The sequence below is a fragment of the Burkholderia sp. Ax-1719 genome (genome assembly GCF_011753055.1).
Taxonomy (GTDB): Bacteria; Pseudomonadota; Gammaproteobacteria; order Burkholderiales; family Burkholderiaceae; genus Paraburkholderia.
Genome location: NZ_VWWJ01000003.1, coordinates 264,736 through 287,112, shown reverse-complemented (window position 1 = coordinate 287,112; position 22,377 = coordinate 264,736). Strand labels below are relative to the sequence as shown.

The 22,377-nt window shown below is 62.7% G+C and carries 20 protein-coding genes; 15 read left to right on the top strand and 5 right to left on the bottom strand.

Going from position 1 to position 22,377, the window contains the following annotated elements; translation table 11 throughout:
- Window positions 1–233: 233 nt before the first annotated feature.
- The 3 genes from folD to fixL all read right to left on the bottom strand — a co-directional run bounded on the left by folD (window position 234) and on the right by fixL (window position 4,540).
- Window positions 234–1,088: a bifunctional methylenetetrahydrofolate dehydrogenase/methenyltetrahydrofolate cyclohydrolase FolD gene (folD, locus tag F3J17_RS08750; protein WP_167056210.1), complete on the bottom strand. Its 855-nt coding sequence runs from the start codon at window positions 1,086–1,088 to the stop codon at window positions 234–236.
- Between the two features lie 279 nt (window positions 1,089–1,367).
- Window positions 1,368–2,027 (bottom strand): oxygen response regulator transcription factor FixJ, encoded by a 660-nt coding sequence (fixJ, locus tag F3J17_RS08745; protein ID WP_167056207.1) that lies wholly within the window; start codon window positions 2,025–2,027, stop codon window positions 1,368–1,370.
- The gene (gene fixL / locus F3J17_RS08740; RefSeq protein WP_167056204.1) at window positions 2,024–4,540 is read right to left on the bottom strand and encodes an oxygen sensor histidine kinase FixL; all 2,517 of its coding nucleotides are present in this window, start codon (window positions 4,538–4,540) and stop codon (window positions 2,024–2,026) included. Before fixL ends, fixJ begins: the two co-directional genes overlap by 4 nt.
- Window positions 4,541–4,838: 298 nt before the next feature.
- Between fixL and aceE the strand changes: the two genes are divergently transcribed.
- The 3 genes from aceE to lpdA all read left to right on the top strand — a co-directional run bounded on the left by aceE (window position 4,839) and on the right by lpdA (window position 11,144).
- Window positions 4,839–7,535 carry a pyruvate dehydrogenase (acetyl-transferring), homodimeric type gene (gene aceE, locus F3J17_RS08735; protein WP_167056201.1) on the top strand — a complete coding sequence of 899 codons (2,697 nt, stop codon included), beginning with the start codon at window positions 4,839–4,841 and terminating at the stop codon, window positions 7,533–7,535.
- Between the two features lie 78 nt (window positions 7,536–7,613).
- The gene (aceF, locus tag F3J17_RS08730) at window positions 7,614–9,293 is read left to right on the top strand and encodes a dihydrolipoyllysine-residue acetyltransferase (RefSeq protein ID WP_167056198.1); all 1,680 of its coding nucleotides are present in this window, start codon (window positions 7,614–7,616) and stop codon (window positions 9,291–9,293) included.
- An 87-nt stretch (window positions 9,294–9,380) separates the two neighbouring features.
- Entirely contained in the window at window positions 9,381–11,144 is a 1,764-nt protein-coding gene (gene lpdA / locus F3J17_RS08725; RefSeq protein WP_167056195.1) for a dihydrolipoyl dehydrogenase, read from the top strand.
- 281 nt (window positions 11,145–11,425) lie between these two features.
- Here the strand turns inward: lpdA and F3J17_RS08720 are convergent, their stop codons facing one another.
- Window positions 11,426–12,007 (bottom strand): phasin family protein, encoded by a 582-nt coding sequence (locus F3J17_RS08720; RefSeq protein WP_167056192.1) that lies wholly within the window; start codon window positions 12,005–12,007, stop codon window positions 11,426–11,428.
- Between the two features lie 766 nt (window positions 12,008–12,773).
- Between F3J17_RS08720 and pbpG the strand changes: the two genes are divergently transcribed.
- The 3 genes from pbpG (at window position 12,774) to F3J17_RS08705 (ending at window position 15,023) form a co-directional block, all read left to right on the top strand.
- Entirely contained in the window at window positions 12,774–13,949 is a 1,176-nt protein-coding gene (gene pbpG, locus F3J17_RS08715; RefSeq protein WP_167056189.1) for a D-alanyl-D-alanine endopeptidase, read from the top strand.
- Window positions 13,950–14,208: 259 nt separating this feature from the next.
- Window positions 14,209–14,502: a hypothetical protein gene (locus F3J17_RS36200; protein WP_167056186.1), complete on the top strand. Its 294-nt coding sequence runs from the start codon at window positions 14,209–14,211 to the stop codon at window positions 14,500–14,502.
- A complete protein-coding gene (locus F3J17_RS08705; protein WP_167056184.1) occupies window positions 14,499–15,023 on the top strand; it encodes a DNA-binding protein in 525 nt (174 codons plus the stop codon). The genes F3J17_RS36200 and F3J17_RS08705 overlap by 4 nt, the downstream gene beginning before the upstream one ends.
- 60 nt (window positions 15,024–15,083) lie before the next feature.
- On the opposite strand, the gene F3J17_RS08700 is transcribed toward F3J17_RS08705, so the two are convergent.
- A complete protein-coding gene (locus tag F3J17_RS08700) occupies window positions 15,084–15,884 on the bottom strand; it encodes an IclR family transcriptional regulator (RefSeq protein WP_027814948.1) in 801 nt (266 codons plus the stop codon).
- Between the two features lie 202 nt (window positions 15,885–16,086).
- Between F3J17_RS08700 and F3J17_RS08695 the strand changes: the two genes are divergently transcribed.
- From F3J17_RS08695 to iscA, 9 genes are all read left to right on the top strand, one after another.
- Window positions 16,087–16,809, top strand: coding sequence for a (Fe-S)-binding protein (locus F3J17_RS08695; protein WP_167056181.1), 723 nt, complete (start codon window positions 16,087–16,089; stop codon window positions 16,807–16,809).
- Window positions 16,810–16,854: 45 nt separating this feature from the next.
- Window positions 16,855–18,297, top strand: a complete 1,443-nt coding sequence (locus F3J17_RS08690) for a lactate utilization protein B (protein WP_167056177.1) — start codon at window positions 16,855–16,857, stop codon at window positions 18,295–18,297.
- A 179-nt stretch (window positions 18,298–18,476) separates the two neighbouring features.
- Window positions 18,477–18,713, top strand: a complete 237-nt coding sequence (locus tag F3J17_RS08685; protein ID WP_167056174.1) for a hypothetical protein — start codon at window positions 18,477–18,479, stop codon at window positions 18,711–18,713.
- Between the two features lie 91 nt (window positions 18,714–18,804).
- Window positions 18,805–19,287 carry a low molecular weight protein-tyrosine-phosphatase gene (locus F3J17_RS08680; RefSeq protein WP_167056171.1) on the top strand — a complete coding sequence of 161 codons (483 nt, stop codon included), beginning with the start codon at window positions 18,805–18,807 and terminating at the stop codon, window positions 19,285–19,287.
- A gap of 165 nt (window positions 19,288–19,452) precedes the next feature.
- Window positions 19,453–19,986 (top strand): Fe-S cluster assembly transcriptional regulator IscR, encoded by a 534-nt coding sequence (iscR, locus tag F3J17_RS08675; RefSeq protein WP_167056168.1) that lies wholly within the window; start codon window positions 19,453–19,455, stop codon window positions 19,984–19,986.
- 79 nt (window positions 19,987–20,065) lie between these two features.
- Window positions 20,066–21,289: an IscS subfamily cysteine desulfurase gene (locus tag F3J17_RS08670; protein WP_167056165.1), complete on the top strand. Its 1,224-nt coding sequence runs from the start codon at window positions 20,066–20,068 to the stop codon at window positions 21,287–21,289.
- An 89-nt stretch (window positions 21,290–21,378) separates the two neighbouring features.
- On the top strand, window positions 21,379–21,783 hold the full coding sequence (gene iscU / locus F3J17_RS08665; RefSeq protein ID WP_167056162.1) for a Fe-S cluster assembly scaffold IscU: 405 nt from the start codon (window positions 21,379–21,381) through the stop codon (window positions 21,781–21,783).
- A 72-nt stretch (window positions 21,784–21,855) separates the two neighbouring features.
- On the top strand, window positions 21,856–21,996 hold the full coding sequence (locus tag F3J17_RS08660; RefSeq protein ID WP_167056159.1) for a hypothetical protein: 141 nt from the start codon (window positions 21,856–21,858) through the stop codon (window positions 21,994–21,996).
- Window positions 21,977–22,300, top strand: coding sequence for an iron-sulfur cluster assembly protein IscA (gene iscA / locus F3J17_RS08655; RefSeq protein WP_167056156.1), 324 nt, complete (start codon window positions 21,977–21,979; stop codon window positions 22,298–22,300). The genes F3J17_RS08660 and iscA overlap by 20 nt, the downstream gene beginning before the upstream one ends.
- Window positions 22,301–22,377: the final 77 nt, after the last annotated feature.

The window sequence follows — 22,377 nt, the reverse complement described above, 5'->3', positions numbered from 1 at the left end:
GCACTGTGTGGGGCCGGGGCGGCGCGAGGGTGAAACTCGTGAAACTCACGCCCCGATAGATCGGTTATTGGGGCGCGGTGCGCACTTTCCAACCGGGTCATCCGAGCAAATTAACAGAAGTCGGGGCCAGGCGGCGCAATCGACGCTCAAGCGTGCTTCGCTTCACGCGCCCCAAAAAGCAAAGCGGCCCGCATGGGGCCGCTTCGTGACTGCGGAGGTGTGAAGCGCCAGGCTTACACGCCAGCCGCACGCTCCGCCGCTTCGATGGTGTTGACGAGCAGCATGGTGATCGTCATCGGACCGACGCCGCCCGGCACCGGCGTAATGAAGCCAGCCTTGTCCTTCAGGCCCGCGAAATCGACGTCGCCGCACAGCTTGCCGTTGTCGTCGCGGTTCATGCCCACGTCGATCACAGTGGCGCCCGGCTTGATCATGTCGGCGGTCAGCACGTTGCGCTTGCCTACGGCGGCCACGACGATGTCGGCGTCACGCGTGTGCTTCGCGAGATCGACGGTCTTGCTGTGGCAGATCGTGACCGTCGCGCCCTTTTCGAGCAGCAGCAGCGCCATCGGCTTGCCGACGATGTTCGAGCGGCCGATCACCACGGCGTTCGCGCCTTCGAGGGGAATGTTGTACTCCTCGAACATCTTCATCACGCCGTAGGGCGTGCAGGGGCGGAACAGCGCCTGGCCGGTCATCAGCGCGCCAGCGTTGGCGACGTGGAAGCCGTCCACGTCCTTTTCGGGCGCGATGGCTTCGATCACCTTGTGGCTGTCGATGTGCTTGGGCAGCGGCAACTGCACGAGGATGCCATTGATCTTCGGGTCGTTGTTCAGTTCGTCGATGCGCTTGAGCAGATCGGCTTCCGACAGTTCGGCCGGATAGCGGTCGTAAGACGAATGCAGGCCGTTGTCCTCGCACGCCTTGATCTTGTTGCGCACGTAGACTTCGCTGGCCGGATTGTCGCCGACCAGCACGACCGCGAGGCCCGGCTGATGGCCGCGAGCGGTGAGGGCGGCGGCGCGCGTGGCGACATCGGCGCGCAGTTTCTTGGAGAGGGCGTTGCCGTCGATGATAGTGGCAGTCATGGTCGGTCGAGAATCGAGTGTGGCAAAGCGGGGGGAGCGCGCCCGGCAGGGGGCGTTTGCGCGCATGCGGCGCGCAGCGGGCGCTGCTGCGAAGGCCGACATTATACCTGTCAGACGGGCGTGACTTGTCGCGGCTGGACCGATCGGTGGCCGGATGGGACAGGAATGCGAGGCGGGAAGTCGCTAGCGCGGCCGCTCCGCTTGAAACGGAGCGCGCCGCGATGCAGGGGACGGGGTCGCGGTCTGGCTGAAGCCGCCGCGAACCTCGGTACTGGAGAGTTACTGCTGCTGCGGCTGTTGCGCCTGCTGCGGCTTGTTGGACAGCGCGAGACGGAGCAGGTCGGCGACCGTGTTCACGTTGAGCTTTTCCATGATGTTGGCGCGGTGCGCTTCCACGGTCTTGATGCTGATGCCCAGGTCGTCGGCGATCTGCTTGTTCAGGCGGCCCGCGATGATGCGCTCCAGCACCTGATGCTCGCGCGCCGTGAGCTTGCCCAGACGCTCGGCGGCGGCACGCTGCTGCTGCACGTTGGTGCTTTCGCTGCGCGCCTTTTCCAGCATGCGCTCGACCAGCTTGCGCAGTTCGGCTTCGTCGAACGGCTTTTCGATGAAGTCCATCGCGCCCTTCTTCATGGTCGACACGGCCATCGGCACGTCGCCGTGGCCGGTCACGAAGATGATCGGCAGCGAGGCGTTTTCGGCGATCAGGCGTTCCTGCAGTTCAAGCCCGCTCATGCCCTGCATACGCACGTCCAGAATCAGACAGGCGATCTGGCCGGCTTGCTGCGCAGGCTGGTAAGCGTCGAGGAATTCCTCGGCGCTCGTGAAGCACTGAACGCGGTAGCCGTTCGCTTCGAGCAGCCAGCGCAGGGAGTCTCGTACGGCCTCATCGTCGTCGACGACAAAGACAGTTTCCTGGGTGGTGACTGGGCTGTTCATGGCTCTCCCGTAACGGTTTGTGGAGTCGGTTCGTCGGTTCCATCCCTCGAAGGATTATCCGACTGTCCGATTGGCAGACTGCAATGGAACGTGGCGCCGCTGATGTGGCCGTCAGCTTCAATGTTATTGACCACCCAGAGACGCCCGCGATGCGATTCGATAATCGAGCGGCAAATATTCAGCCCCATGCCCATACCGTCGGACTTGGTGCTGTAGAACGGTTCGAACAGGCGCTCGGCCGTGGCTTCGTCCACGCCCGGGCCCTGGTCCACCACGCTGATGCAGACGTTGCCGCCTTCCCGCTTCACGATCACGCGGATCACCGGATCAACGGCATTCGGACGCGCTTCGGCCATGGCCTCGGCGCCGTTTTTCAGCAGATTGACCAGCACCTGCTCGATCAGCACCGGATCGACATAGATCACGGGCATGCGCGAGCGCATGTCGGTCACGATGCGGATGCGGCGCTTGCGCGCTTCGATTTCGGCCAGACCCACGGCGTCGGCGACGATGTCGGCGACACGCGCGGCCTGGCGCTTGGGTTCGGAGCGCTTCACGAATTCGCGGATGCGCTTGATGATCATGCCTGCGCGCACGGCCTGCTGCGCGGTTTTTTCGAGCGCGGGCAACAGGTTTTCCGGCGCGCCGCGGCCCGATTTAACCAGTGCGACCGTACCCGAAGCGTAGTTGTTGATCGCGGCGAGCGGCTGGTTCAGCTCATGCGCGAGCGACGAGGCCATTTCGCCCATCGTCATCAGGCGGCTGGTGAACTGCAGCTTTTCGTCCTGCTGGCGGGCGAGTTCCTGGGCCTGCTTGCGCGTGGTGATATCGGTGGCGATCTGCATCTGCGCCAGATGGCCGTCCACCCACTGGATGTACTGGCGGCGCACTTCGAACCACTTCTGGATGCTTTCGACGTAGATTTCCTGCGCGTCCGCCGTGCTTTCCGTGAGTGCAGTGGCGGGCAGGCCGGCGAAGGCGTCCACCATGTCGATGGAATCCGACGAGGCGCTGGCCGAATCGAAACCGCCGCCGCCCGCCAGTTCCAGATGGCCGTCCGGACGGATGCCGAACAGGTGGCGGTAGTAGCGGTTGGCGAACAGCAGCTCGGCTTCGTCGGCGGCCAGCACGGACACGGCGGCGTCCAGGCTTTCCAGCACGGTGGTGAAGCGCTCGTGCGCGGCGGCGAGTTCCTCGCGTGCGCGCTTGGGTTCCGTGATGTCGGTCATCGACGACATCCAGCCAGTCTGGCGGCCCGAACTGTCGATCAGCGGCGACACGTACAGGCGCGCATGGAACTGCGAGCCGTCCTTGCGGCGCACGCGCAGCTCGAATCCGGACGAGGGCGCCTTGCCGCGCAGCGTCATGTCGAGCTGGCGCTGCATTTCCGGATAGGCGTCGCGCGGCCAGTACGGGAAGGGCGCGTTCTTGCCCACCAGATCGCTTTCATCCCAGCCCGTCATGCGACAAAACGCCGGGTTGACGTGCGTAATCCGGCCATGCATGTCGAGCACGCGCATGCCGATCAAAACCGAGTTTTCCATCGCGCGGCGGAAGAACGCTTCCGCATACAGCGCCTGCTGCGCCTCGAAGCGCTGGCGCGTGTGTTTCCACAGACTCCAGAGGCTCCACAGCACGAAGCACGACAGCCCCGCGACCAGCCACACGAGCGTGTTGTTCGTGAAGTTGGTCATCTGCGGATACGAATACACGCGCACCGATACGCCCTGGCCCGGGGGATCGAGCGGCAGGTCGTAGTAGACGTCGCGCGGCAGGCGCGGGCGCGTCGAGGTGGTGGCGAGTTCGCGGTTGTTCGCGTCGAGGATCGAAATCTTGTACTTGGCCGACAGCTCGGGCGGGATGTCGTGCTTCAGGATGCCTTCGACCGAGAAGACGGCCGCGATCGTGCCAAGAAATTCCCGATCGCGGTATACCGGCGTCTGGAGCGTGATGTAGCCGTTGCCGACGTCGTCGTAAATGAGCGGCGAATACACCTGGCGGCGCGACGAGCGGGCTTCGGCGAAGGCGGCTTTCACGGCCTCGTCCATCTGCGAGTCGTTGGGCTTGGCCAGGCGCTGGCCGAACACCGGCATGGCCGTATTGGGCCAGCGCGGCTCCTGCTGGCTGGTGTACCAGTTCAGGTAAAGGATTTCCGGATGACCCTGCATGATGTCCGTGGTGGACGTCTGGAAATACTGCGGGTCGGAATGGCCGGTGGCCAGATCGCGCGAGAGCGCCTGCAATTGCTCCTGCGCGCCTGTCATGGAGAGGCGGATCTGTTGCTGGGCCCACGCGACGTTGCGGTAGAGCGTGTCTTCCTGCTGTTGCTGCTCGCGGCGGTTCAGGCTCCACAAGATCAGGCTCATGACGATCAGGAACACCAGGATCGACAGGAGAGGCGTCAGCAAATAGGAATTCGACCACCACGGTCCGTGGTGCCAGCGGGACGGCGACGTGTCGCCGGGCGAACCGGGCGGCCGCGCCGAGCGTGCGAAAAGCCGTTCGGTCAACATGGCAAGGATTGTAGCTCAGCGTAAGACACGGAAATGCCGCGAAAAAAGCGATAAATCGCCGATAAACGGGTTCAAACTGGCCGACATCGGCACAAGGGCGCGAACGATTCAGCGTGCGCTGCAACAATTTTTCGCATTATAAAATGTCATCCCGCAATTCGAAAATTTCCTTGCGCGATGGCGGAGGCCGTCATTACAATCGCCCGCAAAGCTGCTGCGGTCGGCCTGGTCACGTCTACAAGCGTCGCTGCCCGCATGGTCCGATCAACAGCGTTCCCCTTACATCCAGGAGACGAGCATGTCCGCTGTACCCGACGAAGTCCTGAAGTACGTTGCCGCTGACAAGGACGAAGATCCCCAGGAAACCGCCGAATGGCTGGAGGCGCTCGACGGCGTCATCTCGACCGTTGGCCCCGACCGCGCTCACTACCTGATCGAGAAGCAGATCGAATTCGCCCGCGTGCATGGCGAACATCTGCCGTTCTCGGCCAACACCCCGTACATCAACACGATTCCGGTCGTGGCCCAGGCGAAGAACCCGGGCGACCAGGACATCGAACACCGCATCCGCTCGTACACGCGCTGGAACGCCATGGCGATGGTCCTGCGCGCGGGCAAGCACACCAACGTGGGCGGCCATATCGCGTCGTTCGCGTCGGCGGCTACGCTGTATGACGTCGGCTACAACCACTTCTGGCACGCACCGTCGCCGGAACACGGTGGCGACCTGATTTTCGTGCAGGGCCACTCGTCGCCGGGCGTCTACTCGCGCGCGTTCCTGCTCGGCCGTCTGTCGGAAAACCAGCTCGACAACTTCCGTCAGGAAGTGGGCGGCGAGGGCATCTCGTCGTATCCGCACCCGTGGCTGATGCCGGACTTCTGGCAGTTCCCGACCGTCTCGATGGGTCTCGGCCCGATCATGGCGATCTACCAGGCCCGCTTCATGAAGTACATGCAGGCGCGCGGCATCGTGAAGACCGAAGGCCGCAAGGTCTGGGCCTTCCTCGGCGACGGCGAAACGGATGAGCCGGAATCGCTCGGCGCGATCGGCATGGCCGGCCGCGAGCGTCTGGACAACCTCGTGTTCGTCATCAACTGCAATCTGCAGCGTCTGGACGGCCCGGTGCGCGGCAACGGCAAGATCATCCAGGAACTCGAAAGCGAGTTCCGTGGCGCCGGCTGGAACGTCATCAAGGTCATCTGGGGTTCGCGCTGGGACGCGCTGTTCGCACGCGACAAGTCGGGCGCACTGATGCGCCGCATGATGGAAGTCGTCGACGGCGAGTACCAGACGTACAAGTCGGAGTCGGGCGCGTATGTTCGCGAACACTTCTTCAATACGCCGGAACTCAAGGCGCTGGTCGCCGACTGGTCCGATGACGACATCTGGAACCTGAACCGCGGCGGTCACGATCCGCACAAGATCTACGCGGCGTTCCACGAAGCATCGAACTCGAAGGGCCAGCCGACCGTCATCCTCGCGAAGACGATCAAGGGCTATGGCATGGGCGAAGCCGGCCAGGCCATGAACATCACCCACCAGCAGAAGAAGATGCAGGTGGATCAGCTCAAGAAGTTCCGCGACCAGTTCCGCCTGCCGATCACGGACGAGCAGATCGTCGACGTGCCGTACCTGAAGTTCGAGGAAGGCTCGAAGGAACTCGAATACATGCGCCAGAAGCGCATGGACCTCGGCGGTTACCTGCCGGCTCGCCGCCAGAAGGCCGAGTCGCTGCCGGTGCCGGCGCTCGACGCATTCGAGCCGCTGCTCAAGGGCACGGGCGAAGGCCGCGAGATCTCCACGACGATGGCGTTCGTGCGTATCCTCAACATCCTGTTGAAGGACAAGGCAATCGGCAAGCGCGTCGTGCCGATCGTGCCGGACGAATCGCGTACCTTCGGTATGGAAGGTCTGTTCCGCCAGATCGGTATCTGGAATCAGCAAGGCCAGAAGTACGTGCCGGAAGATTCCGACCAGCTGATGTTCTACAAGGAATCGGAAAGCGGTCAGATCCTGCAGGAAGGCATCAACGAAGCCGGCGGTATGTCGGACTGGATCGCCGCCGCGACGTCGTACTCGACGCACGGCGAGACGATGATCCCGTTCTACATCTTCTATTCGATGTTCGGCATGCAGCGTATCGGCGACCTGGTGTGGGCCGCTGGCGACATGCGTTCGCGCGGCTTCCTGCTGGGCGGCACGGCCGGTCGTACGACGCTGAACGGCGAAGGCCTGCAGCACGAAGACGGTCACTCGCTCCTGTGGGCCGCATCGGTGCCGAACTGCGTGAGCTATGACCCGACGTTCGGTTACGAACTCGCCGTCATCATGCAGGACGGTCTGCGCCGTATGGTGCAGGACCAGGAAGACGTGTTCTATTACATCACCGTGATGAACGAGAACTACGAGCACCCGGCGATTCCGCAGGGTGACGCAGTTGCCGCCGACATCATCAAGGGCATGTACGCGTTCCGTAAGGGCGACGCCAAGGCCAAGGGCCCGCGCGTTCAGCTGCTGGGCGCCGGCACGATCTTCAACGAAGTCATCGCTGCCGCCGACCTGCTCAAAAACGACTGGGGCGTCGAGTCCGACCTCTGGAGCGTGCCGAGCTTCACCGAACTGGCCCGCGAAGGCCACGAAGTCGAGCGCTGGAACCTGCTGCACCCGAGCGAGCCGCGCCGCGAATCGCACGTCGAGAAGCTGCTCAAGGGCACGGAAGGTCCGATCATTGCATCGACCGACTACATCCGCGCACTGGTCGACCAGATCCGCGGTCTGGTGCCGCGCAAGTTCGTGGTGCTGGGCACCGACGGTTTCGGCCGTTCGGACACGCGTGAAAAGCTGCGTCACTTCTTCGAAGTCGATCGTTACTGGACGACGGTTGCAGCGCTCAACGCGCTCGCTGACGAAGGCAAGATCGATCGCAAGGTTGTCGGCGAAGCACTCGCCAAGTACAACCTCGATCCGTCGAAACCCAACCCGATGACCGTCTAACGCATCACCCCCTGTGCATCGCAAGAACGCCTCCCCGAAGCGGGGAGGCGTTCTTATGCGGCCCCGGAGACACTAACAATGAGTCAAGCGATCGAAGTCAAGGTGCCGGACATCGGCGATTACACGGACATTCCTGTGATCGAGGTGCTGGTGAAGGCGGGTGACACCGTCGAGAAAGAGCAATCGCTCATCACGCTGGAGTCGGACAAGGCGACGATGGACGTGCCGAGCCCGGCAGCGGGTACGGTCAAGGAAGTGAAGGTCAAGGTCGGCGACAACGTCTCGGAAGGCGTGCTCGTCCTCGTGCTGGAAGGCGGCGCGGCCGCTGCACCGGCTGCCGCACCGGCCGCGAAGGAAGAGAAGGCCGCTCCGGCTGCTGCGCCCGCACAAGCGGCTGCGCCTGCACCGGCGGCTGCCGCTCCCGCTGCCGCATCTGCCTCGGGTGGCGTGCAGACCGTCAAGGTCCCGGATATCGGCGACTACAAGGACGTTCCGGTTATCGAAATCGGCGTGAAGGTGGGCGACCGTGTCGAGAAGGAACAGTCGCTCGTCACGCTCGAATCGGACAAGGCCACGATGGATGTGCCGAGCCCGGTCGCGGGTATCGTCAAGTCGATCCTCGTCAAGGTCGGTGACAACGTGTCGGAAGGCGCGGAAATCATCGTCGTGGAAGCCGAAGGCGCTCCTGCTGCCGCGCCCGCTCCGGCTGCGAAGGCACCGGCCGAACAGCCGTCCGACGCACCGCAGGCTGCACCCGCCAAGGCCGCACCGGCCGCTCCGTCGGCACTGGCGCAAGCGCCGATCATCCCGGCAGGCGAAGGCGGTTCGCGCCGTCCGAGCCACGCTTCGCCGTCGGTGCGCAAGTTCGCACGCGATCTGGGCGTCGACGTGGGTCGCGTTTCGGGTACGGGTCCGAAGGGCCGCATTACGCAAGACGACATCACCGCGTTCGTGAAGGGCGTGATGACGGGCGCGCTGGCCGCTCCGGCTGCTGCTGCCGCACCGGCTGCCGGCGGTGGCGCGGGTCTGAACCTGCTGCCGTGGCCGAAGGTCGACTTCACGAAGTTCGGTCCGATCGACACGCAACCGCTGTCGCGCATCAAGAAGATTTCGGGCGCGAACCTGCATCGCAACTGGGTCATGATCCCGCACGTCACGAACAACGATGAAGCGGACATCACCGACCTCGAAGCGCTGCGCGTGCAGCTGAACAAGGAAAACGAGAAGGCCGGCGTCAAGTTCACGATGCTCGCGTTCGTCATCAAGGCCTGCGTCGCCGCGCTCAAGAAGTTCCCGGCGTTCAACGCGAGCCTGGACGGCGACAACCTCGTGTTCAAGCAGTACTACCACATCGGTTTTGCTGCCGACACGCCTAACGGCCTGGTCGTTCCGGTGATCCGCGACGCCGACAAGAAGGGTCTCGTCGACATCGCCAAGGAAATGGCCGAACTGTCGAAGCTCGCCCGCGACGGCAAGCTCAAGCCGGACCAGATGCAAGGCGGCTGCTTCTCGATCTCGTCGCTCGGCGGTATCGGCGGCACGCATTTCACGCCGATCATCAACGCTCCGGAAGTGGCGATTCTCGGCCTGTCGAAGAGCGCCATGAAGCCGGTGTGGGACGGCAAGCAGTTCGTGCCGCGCCTCACGCTGCCGCTCTCGCTCTCGTACGACCACCGCGTGATCGACGGCGCCGCTGCCGCGCGCTTCAACGCGTACCTCGGCTCGATCCTCGGCGACTTCCGCCGCGTGATCCTGTAAAACCGCTTCGACCGGCTCGCCTTGCCGCACCGCTCCTTCGGGAGTGCGCTGCGGCGGGCGCGGCCGGTCGTTCCTGAAGGGGACACCATGAGTCTCGTCGAAGTGAAAGTGCCGGATATCGGCGACTTCAAGGACATCGACGTCATCGAAGTCAACATCAAGCCGGGCGACGTGATCGAGAAAGAGCAGTCGCTGCTCTCGCTCGAGTCGGACAAGGCCACGATGGAAGTGCCCAGCGAAGTCGCGGGCACGGTCAAGGAAGTGAAGATCAAGGCTGGCGACAAGGCGTCGCAAGGCACGGTCGTTGCGATCGTCGAAGTGTCGGAAGGCGCGGCTGCGCCGGCTCCCGCTGCTGCACCGAAGGCCGAAGCGCCCAAGGCTGCCGAAGCACCGAAGGCCGCAGCACCCGCACCGCAAGCCGGCAGCTTCAGCGGCAGCGCCGACGTCGAATGCGACATGCTCGTGCTCGGCGCAGGCCCTGGCGGCTACTCGGCGGCGTTCCGTTCCGCCGACCTCGGCATGAAGACCGTGCTGGTCGAGCGTTATGCGACGCTCGGCGGCGTGTGTCTGAACGTGGGCTGCATCCCGTCGAAGGCGCTGCTGCACACGGCGCTGGTGATCGACGAAGCCGCTGCGCTCGAATCGCACGGCATCTCGTTCGGCAAGCCGCAGATCGATCTCGACAAGCTGCGCGACTTCAAGTCGGGCGTCGTCAAGAAGCTCACCGGCGGTCTCGCTGGCATGGCCAAGGCGCGCAAGGTCGAAGTCGTGACGGGCCTCGGTTCGTTCATCGACCCGCACCACATGGAAGTGGTGGGCGAAAACGGCAAGAAGATCGTCAAGTTCAAGCAGGCGATCATCGCGGCCGGTTCGCAGGCCGTGAAGCTGCCGTTCATGCCGGAAGATCCGCGTGTGGTCGATTCGACCGGCGCGCTTGAACTGCGTCAGATCCCGCAGAAGATGCTGGTGATCGGCGGCGGCATTATCGGCCTGGAAATGGCGACGGTCTATTCGACGCTCGGCGCGCAGATCGATGTCGTGGAAATGCTCGACGGCCTGATGGCCGGCGCTGACCGCGATCTGGTCAAGGTCTGGGAAAAGTACAACGCGAAGCGCTTCGCGAACGTCATGCTCAAGACCAAGACCACCAAGGCCGAAGCGAAGGAAGACGGCATCTACGTCACGTTCGAAGGCGAAAAGGCTCCGGCCGAAGCGCAGCGCTACGACCTCGTGCTGGTCGCCGTGGGCCGCTCGCCCAACGGCAAGAAGATCGGCGCGGACAAGGCTGGCGTGGCGGTGACGGATCGCGGCTTCATCGAAGTCGACAAGCAGCTGCGCACCAATGTGCCGCACATCTTCGCAATCGGCGATGTGGTCGGCCAGCCGATGCTCGCGCACAAGGCCGTGCATGAAGGCCACGTGGCAGCAGAAGCGGCGCACGGCGAGAAGGCGTACTTCGACGCGCTGCAGATTCCGTCGGTGGCCTACACCGATCCGGAAGTGGCCTGGGCCGGCAAGACTGAAGAGCAGTGCAAGGCCGAAGGCATCAAGTACGGCAAGGCCGTGTTCCCGTGGGCCGCTTCGGGCCGCGCGATCGCCAATGGCCGCGACGAAGGCTTCACCAAGCTGATCTTCGACGAAGAGACGCATCGCGTGATCGGCGGCGGTATCGTCGGTCTGAACGCTGGCGATCTGATCAGCGAAGTGTGCCTGGCCGTGGAAATGGGCGCGGACGCGACCGACATCGGCAAGACGATTCACCCGCACCCGACGCTGGGCGAATCGGTGGGTATGGCCGCCGAGCTGTACGAAGGCGTGTGTACCGACCTGCCGCCGCAAAAGAAGAAGTAAATTCGCCTCGCGCCGCTCCGGCGGCGCGTGTGAATGTAAAAACGGCGCACTCCGCGAGGAGTGCGCCGTTTTCTTTTGGTTCACACGGTATGCCGTGCGGACCGGGAGAGTGCGAGAGGCGCCGGAGCGTAAAAAAGATTCCCGGTCGCCGGCGACCGGGCAAGCGACATGCCGGGCGGCATGTCGGAGCGTCAGATCCGGCGCGAGGCGCGGGCGAGGTTCAAGGCAGGCCCGGAACTTCGCGATGCGCCCCTTTAGCGCAATGCTTTACAGCCGAAAACTCAGGCCGGCTTCTTGGCGGCAGCAGCGGCAGCCGAGGCCGAACGCGATGCCTGGGCAGCAGCCTTGCTGGCAGCGGCCGTAGCGGCGTTGAAGTTGCTTTCGGCCATTTCGACGGCTTGCTTCGTGGCCTTGTGAACCGTTTCGTACGTGGTGTTGGCGGCGTTGATGGCCGACTTGATCACGGCGACAGCGGTTTCCGAACCGGCCGGTGCGTTCTTCGCGACGTTGTCGACGAGCGATTGCACCTTGAGGTTCTGTTCCTGGTAGTGGGCTTCGGCAACCTTCGCGAATTCGGCTTGCGTAGCCGAAGCGATTTCATAAACGTGGCGGCCGTACGAGAGGACCTTTTCGGCGAGCGGCTGGGCGTAGCTCGACTGCAGCGCGAAGAATTCCTGCGCATCCTTCGCCGACAGTGCACGCTGCGCCTGTTCCTGCGATTCCGCCAGATTCGAGCGAACGGCCTGAAGGTTCAATTCGACGAGCTTTTCCACGCCTTCGAAAGCCTTGCCGGTCAGACCGAACAGGGTTTCGAGGTTGGCTTTGTGTGCGGCGACGAATTGCTCAGGGGTCAGCAGACTCATGTTTACGCTCCTGGATGGTTGGCGGCCTCGTAGGGTGGGTCGCCTGGAGTAAGTGGCAAGACGCTGGTGATCTGCCCGACGCTTTGTGCGTCGCAACATTGAACCTGATTTTAGGTCGGCTGAAACGAATGTCAAGGACTTTTGATGCGGCGCACAATCTCATTAAAGTATTGTTAAACAAACACTTATGCGAGGGGCATGGGGGTGCGAAGACTATTTGCGCTGAGCTGCGGCATAGCGTCCATCGACGGATTTCCGCGATCCCTTGCCTGATAAGGATGCGCATATGCGCGCTGGTTCTGGCAAGATTGAGTCTGACGGCGCAATGTGGCGTTATTTTGCATGTGCCGGGCGGTTCCGATGCAGGTCTATCAGGGAATGCACTGAGGTGCGTCCACCGGATTCCTACATGGAACGTTAAGGCGTTATTGCAGTCGAACCGCGCGTCGCGCAGTTCGGCGGCACGGATGTCAGAGCAAGACCTCGGTATTTATCCCACATAAAGTTATCCATGACGCGCGCCGTTAATGTGTAGGCAACATCAGCGCAGGCAGCAAACGTTGTCTGTCAGTTGTTGGCACATGGCGCGGCAGGGTGGGGCCGTCCGGTCGATTGTCTGACTCCATCGAATGCGTGAAGTACATTGGTCTGCTCAATCAGAAACCAGATTTCGGTTTAAGGAGTAGCCATAAGTGCTTCAATTTGCGAATTTTTCGTGGTTTTACTACACTTGGCGAACGATCCCGCCGCTTCATCCAGAACACCAATGAAATCCGACAAGCTCCTGTCGTTCAAACTGGTGCCCTCATCGGTTGTCAGCACCGCGCTGTCGGTGGCTGTTTCCGTGGCCATCAGTGCGACGCTGCTAGCGCCCGAAGGCGCTTTTGCTGCGTCGCAGAACACTGCCGCCGCTAAAACGGCGAAGGCCAAGAAGGCCACCAAGAAAGTCGACGCCGCGCCTGCGAAGGTCGCGAAGAAGGCGGGTGCCACCCGTACCGTCGCGGCAAAGGACGACGATGCGCGTCCGACGGCGAAAAAACGCCGCGTCAGCTACACGATGAATGGCCGTCACCACACGGCCGTGCGCCGTGTCGCGTTCGAGCCGCGTCAGCCGACCGTCGGTCAGGCGTTCGGCCTGCACGAGACGCCGGATTCGCTGATGCTGCGCTCGGGCGTGGCCTATGTGGTCGACCAGAACTCGCTCGAACCGCTCTTCGATAAAAATTCGCATGCCGTGGTGCCGATCGCCTCGATCTCGAAACTCATGACCGCGATGGTCGTGCTCGACTCGAAGGCGCCGCTCACCGAGCAGATCGAAGTCACCGACGAAGACCGCGACTACGAGAAGAACACGGGCTCGCGCCTGTCGGTCGGCTCGGTGCTCTCGCGTGAAGACATGCTGCACATCGCGTTGATGGCATCGGAAAACCGTGCTGCCGCCGCGCTCTCGCGTTACTACCCGGGCGGTCGTCCGGCCTTTATCGCGGCGATGAACGCGAAGGCCAAGCAGCTCGGCATGAGCGATACGCACTTCGAGAATTCGACGGGTCTGACGAGCCATAACGTGTCGACCGCGCGCGATCTCGTGAAGATGGTGAATGCGGCGTACCAGTACCCGATGATCCGCCAGTTCTCGACCGATCATAGCTACGACGTGTACACCGGCAAGCGCACGCTCGCCTACAACAGCACGAATGCGCTGGTGCGCAATTCGTCGTGGGACATCGGCCTGCAAAAGACCGGCTTCATCAACGAAGCGGGCGAATGCCTCGTCATGCAGTCGACCATCCATGGCCGTCCGGTCATCATGGTGCTGCTGGATTCGAGTGGCAAATACTCGCGCTTCGCCGATGCGACCCGTGTGCGCACGTGGCTCGACAACGGCGGCGCAGACCAGCAGCCGCACATTACGAGCGCGGACGCGGGCGGCGCAGGCACCTGATCCACCCGGCCGCGCCAGCCGTCATTATCTGGTTTTCGAACGCCCCGCTCTTGCGGGGCGTTTGTTTTTCCGCGGTCGAAAAGTGCGGCTGCCTGGCCATTCGGCTAGCTGTTTGAAGCGTGATCGTATCGGCAGACTTTCCAGTGGTTTGCTACGCGACGCCCGACCGGGTGCCGCGAATCGTTCGCCCAGAACTCAATCGCGGTTTGATGGTTGTCAATTGACAACCTATGGGGCGACGCATACACTGGGTTTGCCAATGAGACGATCGCATTCAAAGAAAGAGATCGAGGCTGCGCTGATTTACGCCGAATCCAAAGGTTGGTTAGTACGACCAGGTAAAGGTCACGGACATGCATGGGGAAGGATGTACTGTCCGGCGAACCAGACCGATTGCCGGTGCGGGGAATTCTGTATCACGAGCATCTGGAGCACCCCGCGCAATGCAGGCAATCACGCGCATCTGTTGACGCGCGTGGTCGACAACTGCACGGCGTCGCGCATCACTACGCCGGCCGCACCACAGCCGCAATACAGCAGGAGTGACACATGAATTACGTATTCACGCTCAAGTATCAACTTGCACCTGACGACTGCGACGAGGAACAACTGATCGAGCGGCTTGCGCAGGCCGGCTGCGACGACGCAACCATCGGCGTAGGGATGCCGGGGCGCATCGCACTGGCATTCGCGCGTGAAAGCGAAAGCGCGTGGGCCGCGATCTACACAGCGTTGCAGAATGTAAAGGAGGCGGTGCCGTCGGCGCGCCTCGTTGAAGCGGCGCCGGATTTCGTTGGGTTGACTGACGTGGCGGATCTGACCGGCATGTCGCGGCAGAACATGCGCAAGCTGATGCTCGCGCACTTTGCCGATTTCCCGCAGCCGGTGCATGAGGGTAGCCCGTCGCTCTGGCATCTCGGCGATATCCTCACGTGGCTGAGTGCGCGCGAGGGCTACAGCATCGACACGGCTTTACTCGATACGGCTTGCACCGCGAAGCAGGTCAATCTGGCGAAAGACGCGCGCGAGGTCGATGCGCGCGTCAAGCGTCAGTTGGCGGAGCTGGTTACTTGAGGGGGCTTGAGGTTGACTGCGGCGTGACGCGAGGTTGGCGCGAGGTTGGTGCAAAACGCTTCAGGCCGGCTGCACGTGACCTTCAGCCGGTTCGGCGTGATAGCCGAGCGATTCGGAAATCGTGAGGGCGGTCTTGCTCAGTTGCCCCAGCCACGAATCCTGCAGGCGGTCCGCGGGAGCCGAGAGCGAGAGGCCTGCCACCAGCTTGCCGGTATCGTCATAGATACCCGCTGCGATACAGCGCACGCCCAGTTCGAGCTCTTCGTTATCGCGCGCGCAGGACTCCTGGCGCACGTGCGCGAGTTCGCGCTCAAGGCGGCTGAGATCGGTAATGCTGTTGCGCGTATGGCCAGACAGGCCGGTACGTGTGGCGTAGGCACGCACGCGCGTTGCTTCGTCGGCGGCCAGAAAGAGCTTGCCAACGGAGGTCAGATGCAGCGGCGCGCGACCACCAATGGCGCGCACCACCTGCATGCCCGAGCGCTCCGAATACGCGCGCTCGATATACACGATCTCGTCGCCCTGGCGTACGGAGAGATTCACCGTTTGACCCGTAAGGCGGTGTAGTTCACGCATGGGCGAGAGCGCCGCGTCGCGCACCGAAAGGCGCGCCTTCACAAGGTTGCCAAGTTCCAGCAGCCGCATGCCCAGGCGATAGGTGCCGGGGTCCGAGCGGTCGACCAGGCGGCAGCTCACCATGTCGTTGAGGATGCGGTGCGCGGTGGACGGATGCAGTTCCGTGCGCTGCGCAAGTTCTTTCAGGCTGACCGGGTCGGTATGTGCGGCGAGCGCATCGAGGAGGCGCATCATGCGCTCGATCACCTGAATCGAGGTCTTCGGATCTGGATTGGTGTCGGTCATGGGGGCGTATTCCGGATACAGATTCGTGTGACGCGGGGTGGGTGCGGCAAGCAGAAATTCATTGTATCTCGTATTGTGAAAAAAGTAAGCGTCTAGCGGAAAGCGGTTGTTGCATTGCGGCAAGCCCCGCCCGGGTCAGTCCGCCATTGGTCGGGAAGGCGAAACGTCGGATAATCGGGGACGGTTTTCAGGAGGATTTCCCATGCGAGTCGGTCTGTTCGTCACCTGTCTCATCGATACGATGCGTCCGGAAGTCGGCTTTTCCACGCTCAAGCTGCTGGAAGAGGCCGGCTACGAAGTGATCGTGCCGCCCGCGCAAACCTGCTGCGGTCAGCCGGCCTACAACTCGGGCGAGCGCGCGCTGGCGCGCGATCTCGCGGAAAAGACGCTGCGCGAATTCGAGCAGTTCGACTACGTGGTGGTGCCGTCGGGCTCGTGCGGCGGCATGATCCGCGTGCATTTCGGCGATCTGTTCCGCGACGATCCCGAACTCATGGCGCGTTACGGCAAGTTGCGCGAACGCGTGTACGAACTCACGGATTTCCTCCTCAACGTCGCGCAGGTGACGTTGCCTGAAGGCGAATTTCGGGGGCCGGTCACGTATCACGATTCCTGCTCGGGCTTGCGCGAACTGGGCGTCAAGGCGCAGCCCCGCGAGCTTCTGGCGCAGCGCGGCGTGCAGGTCCAGGAGATGAAAGACTGCGAGCATTGCTGTGGGTTTGGCGGCACGTTCGCGGTCAAATACGGCGCGATCTCCACCGCCATCGCCGATGAAAAATGCATGAACGTGCAGGCGAGCGGGGCAGGCACGGTGGTGCTTGGCGACCTGGGCTGCATGCTGAACATCGAAGGGCGCTTGCGCCGTACCGGTGATCACAGCACGCGCGTGCTGCACATCGCGCAGGTGCTCGCCGGGGACGTTTAACGTCTTCGTTCAAGCCAACGTCCACGAAACCCAAGCCCATCCGCCATGCAAGTCACCTCGATGCAGTTCAAGGCGCGCGCCGGCCAGAAGCTGGCTGACCAACGTCTTCAGCACAACCTCAAGAAGCTCTCGACCAAGTTCGTGAGCGCGCGCGCCGAGGCGATCACGGCGATCGACTTCGAGGCCACGCGCGCCGCGCTCAAGGAGCGCCGCAATCGCGCGCTCGAGAATCTCGACGTCTGGATCGAGCAATTCGAGGCCGAAGCCACCCGGCGTGGCGTGACGGTGCTGTTTGCCGAAACCGCGCGCGACGCGGCAAAACTCGTGGCCGACATTGCCCGCCGCCACGACGTCCGGAAGGTCATCAAGACCAAGTCGATGGTGTCCGAGGAGATGCAGCTCAACAGCGTGCTCGCGGAGATGGGCGTGCAGTCCATCGAAACCGATCTGGGCGAGTACATCCTGCAGATCAACAACAACGAGCCGCCTAGCCACATCATCGCGCCCGTCGTTCACAAGGATAAGGATGAGATCGCCGATCTCTTCGCCCGCACTCATGACAAGCCGCGTCTGACAGAGATTCCCGACATGACGCGCGAGGCGCGCGAAGTATTGCGACCCCATTTTCTGTCGGCGGATATGGGTGTGACGGGCGGCAATTTCCTCGTCGCGGAAACCGGCTCGGTCGTGCTGGTCACGAACGAGGGCAACGAAGGCATGTGTACCGTGATGCCGCGTGTGCATGTGGCCGTCACCGGAATCGAAAAAGTCCTGCCGACGCTCGAAGACCTCGCCACGGCCATGCGCCTGCTGCCGCGCTCGGCAACGGGGCAGGCCACTTCGAACTATTTCTCGATGCTCACCGGCCCGCGCGGTGCAGGCGACCAGGACGGCCCCGAGCATATGTACGTCGTGCTCGTCGATGGCGGGCGCACCGGTCTGATTGGCGGCGAGTTCCAGGAGATGCTGCGCTGTATACGCTGCGGCGCGTGCATGAACCACTGCCCGGTCTATCAGAAGGTGGGCGGTCACGCGTACGGCTGGGTCTATCCCGGGCCGATGGGTTCCGTCCTCACGCCAAGCTACGTCGGTATCGACAAGGCGCTCGACCTGCCGCAGGCGGCCACGCTGTGTGGCGAGTGCAATAGCGTGTGCCCGGTGGGCATTCCGCTTTCCGACCTGCTGCGCAAATTGCGCGAAAAGCAGACGGAGCGCCGCCTGCGCCCGTGGCGCGAACGCGCGGCGCTCGCTGCGTGGGGCTGGCTGGTGCTGCATCCCACGGCGTACGCGCTGCTCACTAAACTCGGCGTGCGCGTACTGGAGCGCATGGGTGGCTCGGGGCGGCTGATCCGCAAGATGCCGTTCGCGCGCGGCTGGACCGATGGGCGCGATATGCCCGCGCCCGTTGGCCGAACCTTCCGTGAGCTCTACGCCGCGCGCCACACCCATCTGGACGCCAACAACGTTCAAAAGCGCAAGCCGTCTTGATCGACCCGAAGCGACGCCTCCGCGCAGGCGTCGTCAACCCCGTTGGAGCCACTGTTTAATCTGTGACAACAGTGTGTTCGACTTTCCCGGGTTTTTCCTGATTGCGATCCTCTATATCATTTCGACTGGCGATAGTGCGTCCCAAACTCATCGCCCCACAGTCGATAGAGAGTCGCATCATGAAAAAGAAAATAGTGGTGTATTGGCCGCTGGCACTGATCGTGCCCCTTGCCGCAATCGCATGGATGCATGCGTGGAATACCGCCGAGCAGCAGTTTCCCCTCGCCGCCGACCAGGTGAGCGCCGAACTGGCGCGCGCCGTGTCATATGGTCTGGTTGACGATAGCGCCGAAATGAAAGCGCCGGTCAAGGCGCTGCGTAGCGCAACGCCCCTGCCGCAGACGAGCGCAATTTGACGATGCCCGGCGTCGAGTCATGCCAAGCGCGCAAATCGTGCGCTTTGTATAATTGCGGACTCGCCGCTCGCCCAATCCCCGGTTTTTGGTGATGAAAAAGGTTTCCGTCTGTTTCGTGTGTCTCGGCAACATCTGTCGCTCGCCTACGGCTGAGGCCGTGATGCGGCAGCTTGTCGACGACGCCGGGCTGGCGGGCCGCGTGAGCGTCGATTCGGCGGGCACGGGCAACTGGCATATCGGCGAAGCGCCCGATGAACGCGCGCAGCGTGCGGGCAGCAAGCGTGGTTACGAACTCGCGGTGCTTCGCGCCCGTCAGATCTCCGCTCGGGACTTCGACGCATTCGATCTGATCGTCGCGATGGACGACGCCAACGTGACCGCGCTCCAGCAGGTCGCTCCGGCGTCCGGGCGCGACAAGATCCGGCTGCTGATGGAGTTCGCGCCGAATGCGACGGAACGTGTAGTAACCGACCCTTATTTTGGCGGCGAAGCAGGTTTTGAAGCCGTGCTGGATCAGTGTGAAGCCGCCTGCAGCGGGTTGCTGGCGGCGCTGCGCCCGCAGCTGATGGACTGAAGCGGTCGTGAAGTGAACGTGACGGCGCACCCTGATGGTTCTTTTGCGTCGTTTTCCCTTTTCGTCAGACGCGTAATAACCCGCATCGCGGCGCGGATACTTGACTAAACTAGTCATGTATTTATACTTGACGAAAATTGTCGAGAATTGCGGTTCCCCTACATCATGAGACTCACCACTAAAGGCCGTTTCGCCGTCACGGCGATGATCGACCTGGCCCTGCGCCAGGAGCAGGGCCCGGTGACGCTTGCGGGTATCAGTCAGCGCCAGCACATTTCGCTGTCGTACCTCGAACAGCTGTTCGGCAAGCTGCGCCGTCATGAAATCGTCGAATCGGTCCGTGGGCCGGGCGGCGGCTACAACCTCGCGCGCCGCGCGGAGGACGTCACGGTCGCGGACATCATCATTGCCGTGGACGAGCCGCTTGACGCCACCCAGTGCGGCGGCAAGGGCGCCTGCGAAGGCACCAAGCAGCACGACGGCCACTGTATGACGCACGAACTCTGGTCGACGCTGAACCAGAAGATGGTCGAGTACCTCGATTCGGTGTCGCTCAAGGACCTGGTGGACAAGCAGCGCGCCCGCGAAGGCGCAGCGCCCGCCGTCCTGCGCGACCGCCGCACCGAGTCGCCGACGGTGGAGCCCGTGAGGACGGTGCCGCTCGGGCCGAACTCGATCTTCAACATGGCGAGTTCGTGAGCGCATAGCGCCGCACCCCGCCAACGCACGAACGCAATACACAGTACACGCGCAGCACCCAGATTCCCCGGAGCGATAGATGAATAACGATATTCCCCACCTGCCCATCTACATGGACTACAGCGCGACGACGCCGATCGACCCGCGCGTGGTGGACAAGATGATTCCGTACCTGCGCGAGCAGTTCGGCAATCCGGCGTCGCGCAGCCACGCTTACGGCTGGGACGCGGAACGTGCGGTCGAGGAAGCGCGCGAGCAGGTCGCTGCGCTCGTCAACGCCGACCCGCGCGAAATCATCTGGACCTCCGGCGCCACCGAATCGGACAACCTCGCGATCAAGGGTGCCGCGCACTTCTACAAGAGCAAGGGCAAGCACATCATCACGGTGAAGACCGAGCACAAGGCTGTGCTCGACACCTGCCGCGAGCTTGAGCGCGAAGGCTATGAAGTCACGTATCTGTCGGTGAAGGACGATGGTCTGATCGACCTGGACGCCCTCAAGGCCGCAATCCGCCCCGACACGATCCTCGTTTCCGTGATGCACGTGAATAACGAGATCGGCGTGATCCAGGACATCGAAACGATCGGTGAGATCTGCCGCGAAAAGGGCATCGTGTTCCACGTGGACGCGGCTCAATCGACGGGCAAGACGCCCATCGACCTGCAAAAGCTCAAGGTCGACCTGATGTCGTTCTCGGCGCACAAGACGTATGGCCCGAAGGGCATCGGCGCGCTGTACGTGCGTCGCAAGCCGCGTATCCGTATCGAAGCGCAGATGCACGGCGGCGGTCACGAGCGCGGCATGCGTTCGGGCACGCTGGCGACGCACCAGATCGTCGGCATGGGCGAAGCGTTCCGCATCGCGCGTGAAGAGATGGAAGCGGAAAACGCGCGTGTTGGCGCGCTGCGCGACCGTCTGCTCAAGGGCCTCTCGGAAATCGAAGAAACCTACGTGAATGGCGACATGGAAAAGCGTGTCCCGCACAACCTGAACATCAGCTTCAACTTCGTCGAAGGCGAATCGCTGATCATGGCGGTGAAGGACGTGGCGGTGTCGTCGGGCTCGGCCTGTACGTCGGCTTCGCTGGAACCGTCGTACGTCCTGCGCGCGCTTGGCCGTAACGACGAACTGGCGCACAGCTCGATCCGCTTCACGGTGGGCCGTTTCACGACCGAACAGGACGTGGACTACGTCATCAACCTGCTGAAGACGAAGATCGCCAAGCTGCGCGAACTGTCGCCGCTGTGGGAGATGCACCAGGACGGTATCGACCTGTCGACCATCCAGTGGGCAGCGCACTAAGCATTACGTAGCGCGCAGAAAGCGAATCTCGACCCGGCCGCAGCGCACATTGAAATGCAGCGCGGCCAACGAATTGAAGGAGTGTGATCATGGCATATAGCGACAAGGTTCTGGACCACTACGAAAACCCGCGTAACGTTGGCTCGTTCTCGAAGGACGACGATGCAGTCGGCACCGGAATGGTCGGCGCACCGGCTTGCGGCGACGTGATGAAGCTGCAGATCCGCGTGGGCGCGGACGGCGTGATCGAAGACGCGAAGTTCAAGACCTATGGCTGCGGCTCGGCAATCGCTTCGAGCTCGCTGGTCACGGAATGGGTCAAGGGCAAGACGCTCGATCAGGCCCTCGACATCAAGAACACGCAGATCGCCGAAGAACTGGCGCTGCCGCCGGTGAAGATCCACTGCTCGATCCTCGCGGAAGACGCGATCAAGGCAGCGGTCGCCGACTACAAGCAACGCCACTCGGCGGACGCTAAGGCCGACGCGGTCTAAGCACCGTAAGGCACCGCGCAAGCGGGCGGGACGGCGGCGCACCTTGAAAAGTAAAAGGAGCGCCGCTGTGGAATGAACGATCTGGATGCAGGCAAGCCTGCGCCACGGCGTGAAGAAGCGGCGCGAATCTGGCAGGAAATCTGGCAGTTGAAGGCGCACTGCGACGCACGACATGGAGTAGGGCGAAAACGTTATGGCAATCTCGTTGACTGAAAAAGCGGCACAGCACGTGCAGAAGTACCTGGTCCGTCGCGGCAAGGGCGTGGGCTTGCGCCTGGGCGTGCGTACCACGGGCTGCTCGGGTCTGGCATACAAGCTCGAATACGTCGACGAGCTCGCGCCCGAAGACAACGTGTTCGAGAGCCACGGCGTGAAGGTGATCGTCGATCCGAAGAGTCTCTCGTATATCGACGGCACGCAGCTCGACTTCGTGCGCGAAGGCCTGAACGAAGGCTTCAAGTTCAACAACCCGAACGTGAAGGACGAGTGCGGTTGCGGCGAGTCCTTCCGCGTGTAAGCCCGCGCGTTGCGGTGAAAAGGCGGCCTGTGCCGCCTTTTTGATTTTTCAAAGCCCCACACAATACGTTCGATCCG

Bases quoted from the DNA above. Each gene is read 5' to 3' on its own strand.
- lpdA (WP_167056195.1), top strand. From the start codon at position 9,381: ATGAGTCTCGTCGAAGTGAAAGTGCCGGATATCGGCGACTTCAAGGAC.
- fixL (WP_167056204.1), bottom strand. From the start codon at position 4,540: ATGTTGACCGAACGGCTTTTCGCACGCTCGGCGCGGCCGCCCGGTTCG.
- iscA (WP_167056156.1), top strand. From the start codon at position 21,977: ATGGCAATCTCGTTGACTGAAAAAGCGGCACAGCACGTGCAGAAGTAC.
- F3J17_RS08700 (WP_027814948.1), bottom strand. From the start codon at position 15,884: ATGACCGACACCAATCCAGATCCGAAGACCTCGATTCAGGTGATCGAG.
- F3J17_RS36200 (WP_167056186.1), top strand. From the start codon at position 14,209: ATGAGACGATCGCATTCAAAGAAAGAGATCGAGGCTGCGCTGATTTAC.
- F3J17_RS08705 (WP_167056184.1), top strand. From the start codon at position 14,499: ATGAATTACGTATTCACGCTCAAGTATCAACTTGCACCTGACGACTGC.
- F3J17_RS08670 (WP_167056165.1), top strand. From the start codon at position 20,066: ATGAATAACGATATTCCCCACCTGCCCATCTACATGGACTACAGCGCG.
- aceE (WP_167056201.1), top strand. From the start codon at position 4,839: ATGTCCGCTGTACCCGACGAAGTCCTGAAGTACGTTGCCGCTGACAAG.
- F3J17_RS08685 (WP_167056174.1), top strand. From the start codon at position 18,477: ATGAAAAAGAAAATAGTGGTGTATTGGCCGCTGGCACTGATCGTGCCC.
- F3J17_RS08720 (WP_167056192.1), bottom strand. From the start codon at position 12,007: ATGAGTCTGCTGACCCCTGAGCAATTCGTCGCCGCACACAAAGCCAAC.
- iscU (WP_167056162.1), top strand. From the start codon at position 21,379: ATGGCATATAGCGACAAGGTTCTGGACCACTACGAAAACCCGCGTAAC.
- folD (WP_167056210.1), bottom strand. From the start codon at position 1,088: ATGACTGCCACTATCATCGACGGCAACGCCCTCTCCAAGAAACTGCGC.
- iscR (WP_167056168.1), top strand. From the start codon at position 19,453: ATGAGACTCACCACTAAAGGCCGTTTCGCCGTCACGGCGATGATCGAC.
- F3J17_RS08695 (WP_167056181.1), top strand. From the start codon at position 16,087: ATGCGAGTCGGTCTGTTCGTCACCTGTCTCATCGATACGATGCGTCCG.
- F3J17_RS08690 (WP_167056177.1), top strand. From the start codon at position 16,855: ATGCAAGTCACCTCGATGCAGTTCAAGGCGCGCGCCGGCCAGAAGCTG.
- pbpG (WP_167056189.1), top strand. From the start codon at position 12,774: ATGAAATCCGACAAGCTCCTGTCGTTCAAACTGGTGCCCTCATCGGTT.
- F3J17_RS08680 (WP_167056171.1), top strand. From the start codon at position 18,805: ATGAAAAAGGTTTCCGTCTGTTTCGTGTGTCTCGGCAACATCTGTCGC.
- F3J17_RS08660 (WP_167056159.1), top strand. From the start codon at position 21,856: ATGAACGATCTGGATGCAGGCAAGCCTGCGCCACGGCGTGAAGAAGCG.
- fixJ (WP_167056207.1), bottom strand. From the start codon at position 2,027: ATGAACAGCCCAGTCACCACCCAGGAAACTGTCTTTGTCGTCGACGAC.
- aceF (WP_167056198.1), top strand. From the start codon at position 7,614: ATGAGTCAAGCGATCGAAGTCAAGGTGCCGGACATCGGCGATTACACG.